The sequence below is a fragment of the Micromonospora sp. NPDC047707 genome (genome assembly GCF_040704235.1).
Classification (GTDB): Bacteria; Actinomycetota; Actinomycetes; order Mycobacteriales; family Micromonosporaceae; genus Micromonospora.
In genome coordinates, this window is record NZ_JBEYSU010000059.1 from 1 (window position 1) to 13,079 (window position 13,079).

A 13,079-nucleotide genomic window follows, 5' to 3' on the forward strand; every position below is an offset into this window, starting at 1 on the left:
CCACAACGGACGGCGAGTCGGACACGACGGCCAGGATGCGCCAAACCGCCAACAAGATCAAATCACTGCAACTCAGGAACCTGCTGAATGGTTACCTTGACTCAGTCATTAGGCTGCCACCGCCGGGGTCACCTCGGCGGCGCAGGACGGGCAATCGCAGTGCGGGTTGCGCGGGTCGGGGCAACAGTTGGCCGGGCACCACTGGCAGCCCGGACGGCCGCACCAGTAGCACGCATCGGTGTCGATCTGGGTCAGGCCGCCCCAGCAGGAACAGGGGATCGAGGACGCGGGGTCCGCGCCGGCCCCGTTGCACTGGTTGCAGACCGCCCACGCGGTCCGAGCGAAGTCGGCGATACACGCCGAGGACTGGCAGCCCTGCTGGCCGCACATGACGCAGTAGCCGGCGAAGTTGCAACGCGGCGGCAGGAAGGAGCCGTCCGGTGCGGGGACGGTGGCAGGGGTAGGGGTGGTGTTCGTGCCGAGCACGGACAGACAGGCCAGCAGAGCAGCCCGATCAAGGACTGCGGGCAGGTTCAGCGCCTCACCAGGGCCCAGCGCGTCCCGAAGCGTCGCCAGAGCAGACAGCAGGCGAGCATCAGACAGCGCCGGAGAGTGGCCCGAGGCACACAGAGCAGGGTGAACGGTACGCTGGACAGGCATCGTGGTTTCCTTTCGCGAGGACCGATGCACCGACCTCGGCGGGGGTAGGAGCCCGCCGGGGTCACTTATCTAGCACCCTACTAGGGCTAGCTAGCCAGGTCTAGTCATGCATGGGCTGCTCTCAACTGACCTAGAGCGCCCTGGTCAACTTCGATAGGCTGAGCAAGTGGCAAGAGTTGACCCGAACGACCGGCGACCGCCGTACGTGCAAATCGCTGACGATCTACGCCAGGCCATCCGTTCAGGGGAATTGAAGCCGGGAGATCGCCTGTCATCGGGTCGCGTCCTCGCCGAGCGGTACGGCGTCGCGCTGATGACGGTGAAGAACGCCTTGGGCGTGCTGAGGGATGAACGGCTTGTGGTTTCGTCCCAAGGTCGAGGAGTCTTCGTAGTTGATCCTTTGCCCCACATCTCGGCGGCAGCTGCGGAACCGACGGCCGAACTGTCCACGTTGCGCACCGAGTTGCGGGAGCTTGAACAGCGAGTTGCGGCGCTCGAGCGAACCGCGCTCGGTGACCTTCGATCGACATGATCCAAGGGAACCGCGCCACCTGCGGTGACGGCACCATGTGAAGGCCCATGTGAAGTTCGCCCGGCCATGCGGGGGTTTTCCGCTGGTCTCTGACGCCAGTACCCTCGGCGGCAGGGGAGGGTCGCGATGAACGAGCCGAACGACAGCCTTGCTGCACTGATCTCGGAAGCTCGATGGTCCTGGGCCGGACTGGCGCGGCGAATCAACGAGCTTGGCGCGAACGAAGGCCATGCGCTCCGCTAACGACTACACGGCCGTCAACCGGTGGATCAAGAAGGGCGAACGGCCGCGTTCCCCGGTTCCCAACTTCATCGCGCAAGCGCTCTCCGAGCGGCTTGGCAGGCGCATCGCGCCCGGTGACCTTGGAATGCCGGATGAAGAGACGCTCGCGGAGCGAGGGTTGTCGTACGGCGGTAGTCCACTGAAAACCGTGGAGACAATCATCGATCTTGGAAGGGCAGACATGAAGCGCCGGCACGTCATCAAGGCTCCGTTTGTGCTGGCTGCGTTGGGTGCGCCCAGCCGCGACTGGTTGCTTGCGACGCTGGATGAGGTGCATACCGAGCGGGGTCCTCGACAGGTGGGTATGCGGCAGGTTGCCGGTATCCGCGACATGTTCGCTCTGTTCCAGGAGATGGACGTGATGCGTGGCGGCGGACATGCCCGCACAGCGCTCATCGAGTACATGAGCAGCTACGTCGTTCCACTTCTAAAGCGCGACCATCAACGTCCCGTGGAACAGGCGCTCTACGAAGCAGCCGCCGAACTCGCGTACCTGATCGGTTGGATGGCCTACGACGACGGCGAGCACGGCCTAGCACAGCGGTACTTAATCCAGGCCCTGCACCTGGCGCAGGCGTCCGGGTCAGCCGCACTCGGCGCACATGTCTTGGCCGGCATGTCGGACCAGGCCAACTTGCTCGGGCACCCGCATGAGGCACTGATGCTCGCTCGTGCCGGTCGTCGCGGACTCTCGGACACGGAGTCGCCAGCGTGCACAGCCGATCTCCACATACTGGAAGCCCGAGCCCTGGCGACACTTGGCGAACGCGCTGCGGCGACCCGAGCAATCACGCAGGCCGAAACCACATTCAACCGGGTCGTACACGAGAACGAACCGGAATGGGCGAAGTTCATCGACGCGCCGTATCTGTTTGGTGAGGCAGCACACTGCTTTCGGGATCTTGGTCAGCCCGACCAACTTGAGCAGTTCGCTACCGAGTCAGCAGAAGGTGCGCGTCGACAGGGACGAGCCAGAAGAGGCGCGCTCAGCCATGCCGCACTGGCGGTTGGCGACCTTGAGCGCGGCGACGTCGAGTCAGCCGCAGCAAAGAGCCTCCACGTGGTGGACCTGGCGGCCTCTGTCAACTCATCTCGCTGCATCGCCACCGTCCGCGACCTGCAAGGCAGGATGAAGCCCTACAGCAACGTCCGCGAGGTGCAGCAGTTCAACGCGCGTGCAGGCGAGCTGCTCGGGCTTGCTGCCTGACCTGTCTCTCCGGCCTACCGGCCTATGCCGGCTGCCGGCCATGTCGGGCTCCACTTGACGCGTTACACATCGGCCCCACTTGAAGGGTGACGGTTGGCCGGCTCTCTCCGGGCTAGGCTGTCACACTGAGTAACTGGCGTGCCGCCTATCGCTGGGGTACGCGATCCTCGATACCGGTCAAGACGCGCGGTCATCGGCAGATCCGTGCGTGAGTCGCGCCGTGCACGGGCGGTCGCACGACGGTGGGTGCCAGTGCGCGGAAAGGGGTCAATCGGCTACAGCGACTGCCGGCGCGCACTACCGCGTGGATAGGACTGAAGGTCCGTCGGATGTGGTTTGGGGGCCTGCTCGTGTCGTGGGAGGGGTCAGCCACGATTGCGGGTAGCGATAATGCGATGACGGCCGCATGCTGCCGGCCGCCATTCACATCACGATCATCGACGAGGTCCGTGGTGTCGTAGCCGCTCTATGCGCTTGCCGCCACGGCCGTGTTCTGATTGGCGGTCAGTCGCCACTGACCGTCTTCCTTCGACATCACGTACATCGGAGTGCCCTCGCCCAGGTCGGTCACCGGCTCGCCCTTTCGAGAGAAGTACCTCTGGCGAACCTTGACCGCAGCCACGTCTGTCCGGATGAAGAGCACATGCACGACCTCGTATGAAGGGACGAGGTCCTTCATCGCGCCGGGCAAAACCTGTTTGGTGAATGCGGCGATGGCGTCCCGGCCAATGAGGAGCTTGCCGGCCCCGGTGGTCCAGATGGCGTCCTCGCGGAACAGGGAGACGAACTCCTCGACCAGTTCGTTGCTCTGCGCGTGTTCGATGGTGGCGACCACGTGTTCGATGGCTGTGATCTCACCTTGACGGTCTGTCGTTGCGTCCATTGCAAGATCTTGCACCTGAACTCAACTTCAGGTCAACAACAGCGTGATCTGGAATACAACGTCGCGACCGAGCGACCATCTGCCAAGATCCATAGCCTCCGCGGAGGCTACCAATGCCGTCGTCCGGAGAGGTTCGTCGATGACCGGATGCACGCTCATCGGCAGAACGGATGACTGGCACACCAGCCGTCGTGGACGGTCGGCGCCACGGTCCGTATCCGGCATGCTCATGGCCCCTGTAACCCATCAACTGAAGCCACCGTGTAACGGATCATGCGGAGTACGACACCATGTCGCCGGCCATGTCGCCGGCCACCATGTCGCCGGCCATGTCGCCGGCCAGGCGGTGAAAACTTTCTGTACGTCTTCAAGGCGGCCCTGAACGGGCCGCACGCGCCGCCGCCTGGGCGCGCGCCGGCCGCTGCCGCTGTCGCTCTGCGGCCGTCACGCCTGACGCCCGGCAGCTGGCGCGAGAGCGGGAAGCCCGGAGGGGCCGCCGCAGAACGTTGACGGGTGATGGTGGGCCGGCTGCCGGCCGGGCCGCGCGGCCAGGACCCGCGCGGCGTAGGGGAACGGACGCCGGCCGCGTCGGCGAGCTGGCGGCGGTCGCGGGGGTGCTGTTAGTGCGCCTCCGGCGGGGGCGCTCCGGCTCCAGGATGGCCGGGGCTCCGCGGGCGGGTCACCGTCCGTGGGTGGTCGCGGAAGGAGCCATCCCGTCTGCCACCGATCCGGGCAAGCCGAGCAGGCCACCGCCCAACCCGCCAGCGCCCGCACGAGCCGTTACGGTCCGTACGTCGTGGCGGGCCGGGAGGCGGCCCGCTCCCCAGGAGGGCGGGTCGATGGCAGACGGGATGACGCAGTGTGTTGCGTGGCTTGGTGCCTGCGCGGCCTTATGTGTTCGCGTCATACAGGCGGGCGGTCAACTCTTGACTATGAACAGGTGATTAGCAAGCCTTCGACATCCGATTTCACGTTGACGCAGTGTAGGCCGTCGACCCGTGCGCCGAGTAGGGCGTCAACGTCGGCAAGAACGCCGCCGATGCCGATGCACTGCATGCCTGCGGCATGTGCGGCGCGCACGCCTGCCGGTGCATCTTCTACGACGATGCATCGGGCGGGTGTCGCACCCAACAGTGCGGCTGCAGTTAGGTAGCCCTCGGGGTGAGGCTTGCCGTGCTGGATGTCGTCCCCTGCCACCAGGATCTTCGGCTGCGGAAGCCCGGCGGCAACGAGTCGCCCCTGGGCGACGGCGCGGGCCCCCGAGGTGACGATGGCCCAGGCATCCGGCGGGAGTGCGGACAGCAGCCGGGTTGCTCCTCGGGTCGCCGTCAGCCCATCAAAGTCGTGCTCCTCGCGCTCGACGATACGGCGGCTCTCTGCCTCGGCGTTCAGGTGTGGGGCGATCATGCGGACGACATCGATATCCCGTCGGCCGTGAGAGAGGGCAACTGCCCTGTCGCCGTCCAGCCTGTGTTCGGCCGCCCATTCGCGAAGGATGCGTTCGATCAGGCTCAGTGAGTCGACTAGGACGCCATCTAGGTCGAACAAGATCGCATGACCCTTGATGAGGTGCTGGCGCATCGGTGCTACGTCCCTTGCTTTGCGAAGTAGTGTCCAACGTACCTTGCAATGACAGGATGGTTGAATCAATAACAAGATCCTGGCATGGAAGGTGGGGAGGCGTGACGCAGAAGGTGAGCAGGTCCACAAGTGAAGCGGAAGTTGCCGAGGTGGGCCGCACCTTGGCAGCGAATCTTCGGACTGCTCGTGGATCGCGGGGGTGGCGGTTGGAAGACCTCGCAGCCCATAGCGGTGTCAGCCGTGGCATGATCCATCAGATCGAAAACCAGCGCACCAACCCCAGCGTTGCGACTCTGGCTCGCCTGTGCGCTGCGCTCGACGTCCCTATCAGCGAACTCATCGAGCTGCCGGGGCAGTTAGGGACGATACTTCGGCGTTCCGACGCCGCTGTCACTCGACACGGTATGCATGGACTCAGCGAAGCCGCGCTACTGATCAGCGATGGGCGCCATGAACTTTGGGATCACTGGCTGCATCCGGGCGACGAAATCCATGACACGGGCCACCCTGCCGGGACCAGGGAGCTCATCCACGTCACCGACGGCATCCTCACCGTCGATGTCGGCTCTGCCACCTTCACCGTCGAAGCCACAGATGCCCTGGACTTTCGCGCCGACCGGCCGCACACCTATCGCAACGTCAAACGAGCGCCAACCCGCTACACCATTAACGTCATTTACACAGGTGCGCGTGATCGCCGCTATCCCCTCCGTACCTCCGGTTCCGGGAGGAGTAACCCCTGATCGTGGCGTCGGGAGACAGATTGGCAGTGTGGGCACGCGCGTGCCCGAAGCAGCGGTCAAGAGGGGGCAACTGGGGGCGGCAGATGATAGCAGAACCGAGCATCCGGCCGCGCCGCCCCTATCTGCGTTGCTGCTCGACCCGGGGGGCGGGCCTAGCTGCTGGACGGACAACAGCCACCTTCCCAAGCTGAGGGTAGGCACCGTCAGCGCCGGCCCGGCCCCGGCCTGCTGTCGACCTCCGGCCGGCATCGGCCGAGCCGGCCGGCCCGCCCTGGGTGACCAACTGGGTGACGACCGGCGCGGCCGACGCTGGACGCCCACAGACGATGATGGACTGTTCCGGCAGCTCACCCCGGCTGCTCGCCCAGCTCATCAACGACTTTTCATTCTTTCGGGACGAAGAGGTCGTCGGTTCAAATCCGGCCACCCCGACCAGAGTAAGGCCAGCTCAGGGCCGGTTTCCCTCACGGGAGACCGGCCCTGAGGTGTCTCCCAAGGGTGCCTTTGGGAGAAATCTGGGAGAAGATCTTGGAAATGGCGTCTACCGGCCGCCCTACGTCCCACCCTTCAACAGCCGGTCAAGCGCTGCCACGGGCGAGCCGGGAGCCATCTCCCGGCGGGCCGCTAGCGCCATTTCCCACACGCCGGTCAGACCGGCCATGAGTCGCTGCCGCATGTCCGGCGTCACGTGCGAGTAGCGAGCCTGCACCGAACCGTCCTCGTGCCCCATCCGCTCGTCCATCAGCTTCGGCGGGGTGCCCAGCTCGACCATGACCGTCTTGTGGGTGTGCCGGAGGCCATGGGGCGTCAGCCGGGGCGCGATGGGCAGCCAGCACGAGTCAGCGCGGGCGGCGGCGTTCCGGCCGCGAACCGGCACACCGGGCCACGGATCGGCGAGAACCGGCACCGGGCGCGGCTCTTGCGGTGCCTTCTTCGGATACCACCCCGTAGCCGCCGGGTGGAACAGCCACGTAGCGAAGCTATTGCGTCGCCAATGGGCGGCCAGCTCCCCCGACACACCATTGCCCCGAACGTAGCCCAGGTCTTCGACCGCACCGTGAACCTTGGTCCGCGTTGTCTCCCGCACCGCCTCCGGGCGGTTCAGAACGGCAGAGACGGTGCCGACCGAAACGCCGGCCCGGCGGGCAACGTCGGCAAGCTTTGGCCCCGGTCGGGCCGCTGCCCCATTGGCGGCCCGGTAGCCACCGAAGACGTATTTGAGGCCGTGACAGGTACACGGCTTCGGCCGCGTGCGGGCAATATGGTCCGACATCAAGCTGAATAGCCACTCAGGCAAGTCGAGGGTGCGGTGGGAATCGTCCTTGGGCGGGCAACGGTGAAGCTCTCCCGTGTCGAGTTCGTAGAGTTGCCATTCCACCCGCAACCCGGTCGGGCGCATGTATTGCGTCTCCAGGCCTACAAGCTCACCCCACCGCATTCCGGTGTAGCCCTTGAGGACAACGGCCACGAATTCGTCGTCACGGCCGGATAGGAGCGCGGCCCGCTCGGCAAGCAGCAGAATTCCGAGCGGGTTGGTGACCGCCTTCTCTGGGCCTCGATTGCGAGTGCGGCCGGCGCGTTTACCTCGGCCACGGCGACGGGTGGCCGGGTTGGAGTCGCGTAGTTCCTCTTCTACGGCGTCGGCAAGGATGAGGTGGAGGGTCGCGCGCCAGGTCTTAATACTCGACTCGGCGTAGCCGAGCGTCCTTTCTTCCTTCTCCCACGCGGCCACGTCGGTAGCTGTTATGTCGGCGATGGCGGCGTGTTCGAATGCGGGTAGCAGGTGCTCCTCGATGTGGCGCTTGTAGTTTTGCAAGGTAGACGCGGCCAGGTCTTGAGCCGCGTACCACCGGCTGACGTACTGGCCGAAAGTGATCCGGCTCTCGGCAGGGTTGCGCCGCCGGCCGTTGCGCACCTTCGTTTCCTCATCATTGGCCGCGCGTTCGGCCTCGCGTTTAGTTCGGAAGCGGATGGTTTCGCCGTTGTCGTCGCTGACGGTGCCGTACTTTCCGCGATCTATCTTGTACCGGCCGCGCCAGTAATCCCCACGCTTCTCGGCGTACCCCAAATCAATCCCCCTTCGGATACAGCAGTGCCGCCCGGCCTCGCGCCGGCGGCACCGAGCTTGAATTAGGCTGCGATGGACGGACGCTCGCCCACATTGCGCGACCGCCGGGGCCGACGCGCCTTGAGCTGAACTGCCGGCGCGGGGCTTTCGGACCGACTGCGACGCGGCGCGGGGGTCTCGCGTTGTGGCGACGCAGCGGTGGCGGGCCGCCGCTCGAACAGCCGCACGATTTCCGCAATGTGTTCGTCAGTAAATCGGTAGCTACCGCCGATCCAGGCGAACGGGATGCGGTCGTTTCGCGCTTGCTCCTTTACCCACCACTCGGAACAGCGGAGAATCTTGGCGACTTCCGCCGGCCGGTAAAGCGGGCCGGGGCCGGCCGGCTTGTCGCGACGAAGCTTCAGATCGTGCGGCTTCACGGGCAGGTCTCCTCACGGTCGCGGGGCACGGCGCTGAGGTAGATGCGGTAGCGGATGGATGGAGGCCGGTCGGGGTAGGGCCGGCTGATGTGGTGGATGTCGAGAACGCGGGTGAGCGCGGCGAGGGTGGGCGGCGGTTTCGGCGGGGGTGCCGTGCAGCCTGATTCGCATGCTGGCGGCCTTTCGGTCGTCGGGCGGGTCAGTTGGTGGGTTGGGCAGCCGGGTTGGCAGAGGGGCGTAGGGCGGGCCGCTGAGTGCGCCGTAGAGCCAAGATCTCGGGTGGGTTGGTGTGAAGGGATGCGCCGAGTCTTCTCAGGGGCTCTCAGCGGGCCGGTCTACGCGGGCCGGTGGCGGTTGGGCGTGTGTTGTGGGAGGGGCTGAACCATCTCCGCATCTCCGCATCTCCGCAAACAGGGCCGTGAGCTGCGAAAACAGTTGCGGAGATTGACGGCCGGTGGTGGAGGCCATCTCCGCAAGCTCCGGTGATCTCCGCAAGATCGTGCGGAGATGCGGAGATCGGGTCTGGTCTATCGGTTGGATCTCCGCAGCGTGTTTCCGCTGGTAGGCCGGGGTTTGTGCGGCGTTGCGGAGATGCGGAGATGGTTCAGCCGGTTTTCCTCACCCGTCGTGGTGCTCGACCCAGAACACGCCCCGGTCGCCTCGCTCGCTGCGGCCGGCGCGGATGACGTACTGGCCGCGCCAGCGTCCGGCTTGTCCGGTGAGCATCCGGCCGAGTTGCAGCGGGTTGGGCAGCCGGCCGGCGTGGGTAGTGATGAACTGCCCGTCCCACGGGTCGTTAATGTCGCTGCCGAAGTGCATCGGCTCCGCGTCGCGGCGTAGCTCAGCCGCCGTGAGCGCACGGCCGCCGTGGCGGTCGTGCCAGCAAGTGAGGAACGCGCGCCAGCGCGTTTCGTCTTCGTCGATTTCCCGCACCTCGGCGGCGTTGGTGAGGAACCCGTCGATGCCGTGATGGTGGAGGAACCCGCCGAGGGCTTGCGCCCACGGCGTGAACTGCCGCATCGACAACCCGGCCGCGCGGGGTGCCCCTTGGCGGGTCCAATCTAGGACCAGCACTAGAAGGTGCCAGAGAACAGTCAGTTGGTTCGCCGGGACGGTGATCCACTGGTCAAGGTGCGGGATGCCAAACGCCGTTTGGTCGCGCAGCTCCGGGCGGGGCATGTTCGGGTCGAGATGCACCCGCACCGTCCGGGAGGCCATGTCTCCGCCCACTTGCAGGTTGTTGCCGGTGGCCATCCACAGCCGGTCATTGACCACCGCGAGGTTGCGGGATGCGCCCAACTGCCGGTCGGACCACACGCCGTTGGTGATGAGCTGCGCGAGCACCGCCGAGTCAATGACGGTGCCTTCGGCGAGGTTGTCCCAGATCACCACGCCCACCTGTTCCGCGAGAACGGCCGTGATGGACTTGCGCAGCTCTTCGTCGGAGTAGGCCCAGGGCATGACGCGCTGCCCGTAGAGCATTCCCGGCCCGGCGGTGAGGATCGTCTTACCGGAGGAGGGCATGGTGGCGTCGATCAGCGCGAACGGAGTCAGGCAGCGGGTGAAGTGCCGCAGGATCGGCGTCACCAGCAGCGCCACATAGTTCGCGCGGTCCGCCGCGCTGGCCCACGGGAAATCGCGCAGGAACCGGCCGAGCAGGAACCGCCGCGCCTCGTTCACCTGCTCGCGGGTGGGCACATCCGGGACGGGCGGCAGCGCGACCTTGGAGGCGAGGTAGAGGCCGGTGGCCGGGTCGTAGCCGGGCTTCTGCAACAGCGTGCCGTCACGCCGCAGCACCGGGGCACCGATGATCCCGCGCAGCGGCGGCACACCCGGCCACGTCTTTCCCGCGAGCACGGACGACAGGATCTCCCGAGGTGGGGTCACCTCTTCCTCGAACGTCTCGGGGTCGCCGCTGTCGCTCTTGCGCGAGCGCAGCCGGTAGACGTAGGCGTGCTCGGCGAGCAGACCGGCCAGCCCCGCCGGGGTGACCACGCTGGCCGACACCGGCAACGGCGAGTCCTCATCAGCGGCGGCGGCCAGCCCACCCGAGACGGCTTCCATGTGCACCAGCGACCCGGCCGACACGTACGTGTCCGGCAGCACCCCGCCCACCAGCGCGGCCTTGAGCACCCGGATCGACTCCGGGCCGGTGCCGATCTGCAACCGCTCAGTCATGCTGCCTCCCTGATGCTGGCGAGGTGGCGGGGCTGGCGTGCCCCGATGCGCAGCCCGGACGCGATCGTGCGGGCCACCTCGCCGGACGGCAGGCCCAGCGACAGCGCGGCCGGCTCCAGGACGGCGGTCACGTCCGCTTCGGTGAGCGCGCCCCCGGCGGCGAGCTGCCCGAGGGCCACCGCCGACGTGAAGAGGGCGTGGTTGCGTTGCCCCCCGCCAGCGGCGGTCAGGTGGGCGACCTGCCGGCGGATCGCGGCAGCGACGTACCGGCCGCGCCGGTCGGCCGGCAGCGCAACAGCGGTCGGCCGGTAGACCGGTCGCGGCGGCGGGGTGAGCAGCGACGCGAGCCACGCGGGCAGCGGCGCGGGCTCACAATCGAGGGCCACTGTGTAGGGGCGGCCGGTGACGGTGGAGCCGGCGGCCACGACGTAGCCGCCGTGGGCGCGGGTGTCCACCTTCCATCCGAGTCCGCCCCGGTCCCCGGTGGTGTTGCGCAGCTCCGGCCCGCTCTCGGGGTGCAGGTAGTAGAGGTGGCTTCCGCCGCGCCCGGTGGTGACGGTGTAGGTCGGTTCGATCGCGCCGCCGTGCCGGTCGCCCAGGGCGGCGAGCACGTCCGCGCCGTCTCGCGCGCCCGCCCATTCGCTCGGCGGGGTGTCGTCGGTGTTCTTCGGCACGTCGAGGTCGATGACGACGAGCCCGGACGGCCCGCACGCGACCCCGACCCCGTAGGGGCGGCGGGACCACGCGCGGCGGATGCGGTCGGGATCGGTGGTAGCGCGGGCCTCCCACCCGACGTGCCCGGCGTGACAGCGGGGGTCACGGCCGGTGCAGTCGTCGGCGGTGTGGTCGGGGAACGCGGGCCGCTTGTCGTCCGGACGAAGCGGGAAGACGTGCCAGCCGCGCCCGGCGTGGGCCAGGGCGGCGGCGAGCAGATCGGGGTTGGGCATGAGATGCCTCCCTGTTGGTGAGCGGGCGGGGGCGGGTTGCCGGCGCGGCATCGGCGCGGATCGGGGTTCGGGCTGGCCGGCGATCACGGCCGGGGTGTGCGCCGGGCAGCGCGGCCCTTGCAGGAACGGGCGCACACCCTCGACCGCGCCGCAGGAGCGGCCGGCCGTGCCGATCCAGTGCCGGCAGGCCGGGGCGGTCATGGCCCGGTCAGGTGAAGCACGTCGGGCAGGCCAGCGCGCCGCAGTGGTCGGCCCATCCGGCGGTGACCTCACACCAGCCGCGCCCGGCGTGCGGGTCGGCCGGGTCGGGGTCGGGCTGGCAGGCCGGGGTGGTGGCCCAACTCCGGTCGGCGGTGAACGACGGCCGCCCGGTGTGGGTCGGGTTGCCCTCGGCATCGGTGCCGATGACCGTGCGGGAGGGGCGGTGCGCCAGTGCGCCGGGCGTGATCCGGGTCGGGGCGCAGACGATCAGCACGGCGCGCTGACCGTTGGTGAACCGGGCCGCCCGGTCGGCGGTCGTGGTGGTGGTCATGGCGGGTTCCTCCGGGGGTCGGGTCAGCGGGTGCTCTCGCGGTGGAGCCGGGCGAACTGGTTGTAGATCCACCGGCCGGCGCGCAGCCGCAGACCGCGATCGCAGCGGCGGCAGGCACGCGGGCGGCGCAGGACGCGGGTGGTGGTGCGGCCGGTTCCGGCGCACCGCCGGCAGGTGGTGAAGGGCTTGACCCAGCACAGCCCGGCGTAACCGAGCGTGACCGGGGTGAGGATCGCGGCGAGGGTGATAGCGAGGGCGAGCAGGGGGTCCACACGTGCCTCCCAGGCCGGTTTTCGGGCATGCGGGGCTGTGAGCTGCTAGCTACTAGCGCGCAGCTCATGATTTGAATGGGGTGCTAGCGGGGGTGCTAGCGCTAGCAGGTCGGGCCGCTAGCGCTAGCACCCTTCGGGCGGGTTAGCCGGCGGACCGCTTGCGATCACGCTCCGCAATCGCCGCGAGGAGGTCGGCGTGTTTGATGCCGCGCCGGGTGGTGGCCTTGCCGTCGATGCGCCGGCCCACGTCGCCGACCTTCACGGCCGGGTGGGGCTTGAGGGCGGTGGTGAGCTGCGCGGCTTCCCACCCGCCGTACACGTCGGGCCGTAGCTCGGCCAGCAGCGCGCACAGCGTCTCGTTCCACGCCGCCTTGTCGTCGCCCGGCCAGACGCGGGCCAGGTCGCCGAGCACGTCCGCCACCGGCCCGACATCGCGGGTCTGCTCGTCCGGCTTGGGCAGCGTCCCCGCCGTGGTCCGCAGCGCAACCGCGCGGGCCACGATCCGCCCGGCGGCCGTGGTGTCGACGTAGAACGACCGCACCGCCGACGCCTTCGGGCCGAACCCGCGCAGGATGCCCCACCCGGCCTCGATGACCGGCTGAAACACGGTGGCGCGGTAGCCGTTCTTGTAGGCCGAGGTGCCGAGGATCATGTCGTTTGCCGTCTGGTCGGCGACGCTGAGCCTCGATCCACCGATGAGGATTGGGTTGGTGAGAGCCCAAAGATAGAAGATGCCCTTTGAGCTGGAAGGATAGGAGTTCTGACGCTTCTATCG

General features: G+C 67.8%; 12 protein-coding genes and 1 pseudogene. 3 read left to right on the top strand and 10 right to left on the bottom strand.

The window, feature by feature from the left end; genetic code table 11:
* Positions 1 to 108: 108 nt before the first annotated feature.
* On the bottom strand, positions 109 to 486 hold the full coding sequence (locus AB0873_RS30215; RefSeq protein WP_366604011.1) for a hypothetical protein: 378 nt from the start codon (positions 484 to 486) through the stop codon (positions 109 to 111).
* Positions 487 to 826: 340 nt separating this feature from the next.
* On the opposite strand from AB0873_RS30215, the gene AB0873_RS30220 reads away from it, so the two are divergent.
* Both AB0873_RS30220 and AB0873_RS30225 read left to right on the top strand, forming a co-directional pair.
* Complete coding sequence (locus tag AB0873_RS30220; RefSeq protein WP_366604012.1) at positions 827 to 1,192, top strand: GntR family transcriptional regulator; 366 nt, start codon at positions 827 to 829, stop codon at positions 1,190 to 1,192.
* Between the two features lie 229 nt (positions 1,193 to 1,421).
* Positions 1,422 to 2,681, top strand: a complete 1,260-nt coding sequence (locus AB0873_RS30225) for a hypothetical protein (RefSeq protein WP_366604014.1) — start codon at positions 1,422 to 1,424, stop codon at positions 2,679 to 2,681.
* A 466-nt stretch (positions 2,682 to 3,147) separates the two neighbouring features.
* On the opposite strand, the gene AB0873_RS30230 is transcribed toward AB0873_RS30225, so the two are convergent.
* Positions 3,148 to 3,564, bottom strand: coding sequence for an SgcJ/EcaC family oxidoreductase (locus AB0873_RS30230; protein ID WP_366604015.1), 417 nt, complete (start codon positions 3,562 to 3,564; stop codon positions 3,148 to 3,150).
* A gap of 930 nt (positions 3,565 to 4,494) precedes the next feature.
* Positions 4,495 to 5,145 carry an HAD-IA family hydrolase gene (locus AB0873_RS30235; RefSeq protein ID WP_366604016.1) on the bottom strand — a complete coding sequence of 217 codons (651 nt, stop codon included), beginning with the start codon at positions 5,143 to 5,145 and terminating at the stop codon, positions 4,495 to 4,497.
* 101 nt (positions 5,146 to 5,246) lie between these two features.
* On the opposite strand from AB0873_RS30235, the gene AB0873_RS30240 reads away from it, so the two are divergent.
* Positions 5,247 to 5,888 carry an XRE family transcriptional regulator gene (locus tag AB0873_RS30240; RefSeq protein WP_366604018.1) on the top strand — a complete coding sequence of 214 codons (642 nt, stop codon included), beginning with the start codon at positions 5,247 to 5,249 and terminating at the stop codon, positions 5,886 to 5,888.
* Positions 5,889 to 6,441: 553 nt separating this feature from the next.
* On the opposite strand, the gene AB0873_RS30245 is transcribed toward AB0873_RS30240, so the two are convergent.
* From AB0873_RS30245 to AB0873_RS30275, 7 genes and pseudogenes are all read right to left on the bottom strand, one after another.
* Positions 6,442 to 7,956, bottom strand: a complete 1,515-nt coding sequence (locus tag AB0873_RS30245) for a LacI family DNA-binding transcriptional regulator (protein WP_366604020.1) — start codon at positions 7,954 to 7,956, stop codon at positions 6,442 to 6,444.
* A 62-nt stretch (positions 7,957 to 8,018) separates the two neighbouring features.
* On the bottom strand, positions 8,019 to 8,375 hold the full coding sequence (locus AB0873_RS30250) for a helix-turn-helix domain-containing protein (protein WP_366604021.1): 357 nt from the start codon (positions 8,373 to 8,375) through the stop codon (positions 8,019 to 8,021).
* 618 nt (positions 8,376 to 8,993) lie between these two features.
* Positions 8,994 to 10,553, bottom strand: coding sequence for a hypothetical protein (locus AB0873_RS30255; protein ID WP_366604023.1), 1,560 nt, complete (start codon positions 10,551 to 10,553; stop codon positions 8,994 to 8,996).
* Positions 10,550 to 11,500 carry a bifunctional DNA primase/polymerase gene (locus tag AB0873_RS30260; RefSeq protein WP_366604025.1) on the bottom strand — a complete coding sequence of 317 codons (951 nt, stop codon included), beginning with the start codon at positions 11,498 to 11,500 and terminating at the stop codon, positions 10,550 to 10,552. The genes AB0873_RS30255 and AB0873_RS30260 overlap by 4 nt, the downstream gene beginning before the upstream one ends.
* A gap of 208 nt (positions 11,501 to 11,708) precedes the next feature.
* Positions 11,709 to 12,032 (bottom strand): hypothetical protein, encoded by a 324-nt coding sequence (locus AB0873_RS30265; RefSeq protein WP_366604026.1) that lies wholly within the window; start codon positions 12,030 to 12,032, stop codon positions 11,709 to 11,711.
* Positions 12,033 to 12,055: 23 nt separating this feature from the next.
* Positions 12,056 to 12,304, bottom strand: a complete 249-nt coding sequence (locus tag AB0873_RS30270) for a hypothetical protein (RefSeq protein WP_366604028.1) — start codon at positions 12,302 to 12,304, stop codon at positions 12,056 to 12,058.
* Between the two features lie 142 nt (positions 12,305 to 12,446).
* Positions 12,447 to 12,992, bottom strand: a pseudogene (locus tag AB0873_RS30275) (cell division protein FtsK); the annotation flags it as partial.
* Positions 12,993 to 13,079 lie beyond the last annotated feature (87 nt).

Bases quoted from the DNA above. Each gene is read 5' to 3' on its own strand.
- AB0873_RS30230 (WP_366604015.1), bottom strand. From the start codon at position 3,564: ATGGACGCAACGACAGACCGTCAAGGTGAGATCACAGCCATCGAACAC.
- AB0873_RS30255 (WP_366604023.1), bottom strand. From the start codon at position 10,553: ATGACTGAGCGGTTGCAGATCGGCACCGGCCCGGAGTCGATCCGGGTG.
- AB0873_RS30265 (WP_366604026.1), bottom strand. From the start codon at position 12,032: ATGACCACCACCACGACCGCCGACCGGGCGGCCCGGTTCACCAACGGT.
- AB0873_RS30235 (WP_366604016.1), bottom strand. From the start codon at position 5,145: ATGCGCCAGCACCTCATCAAGGGTCATGCGATCTTGTTCGACCTAGAT.
- AB0873_RS30260 (WP_366604025.1), bottom strand. From the start codon at position 11,500: ATGCCCAACCCCGATCTGCTCGCCGCCGCCCTGGCCCACGCCGGGCGC.
- AB0873_RS30225 (WP_366604014.1), top strand. From the start codon at position 1,422: ATGCGCTCCGCTAACGACTACACGGCCGTCAACCGGTGGATCAAGAAG.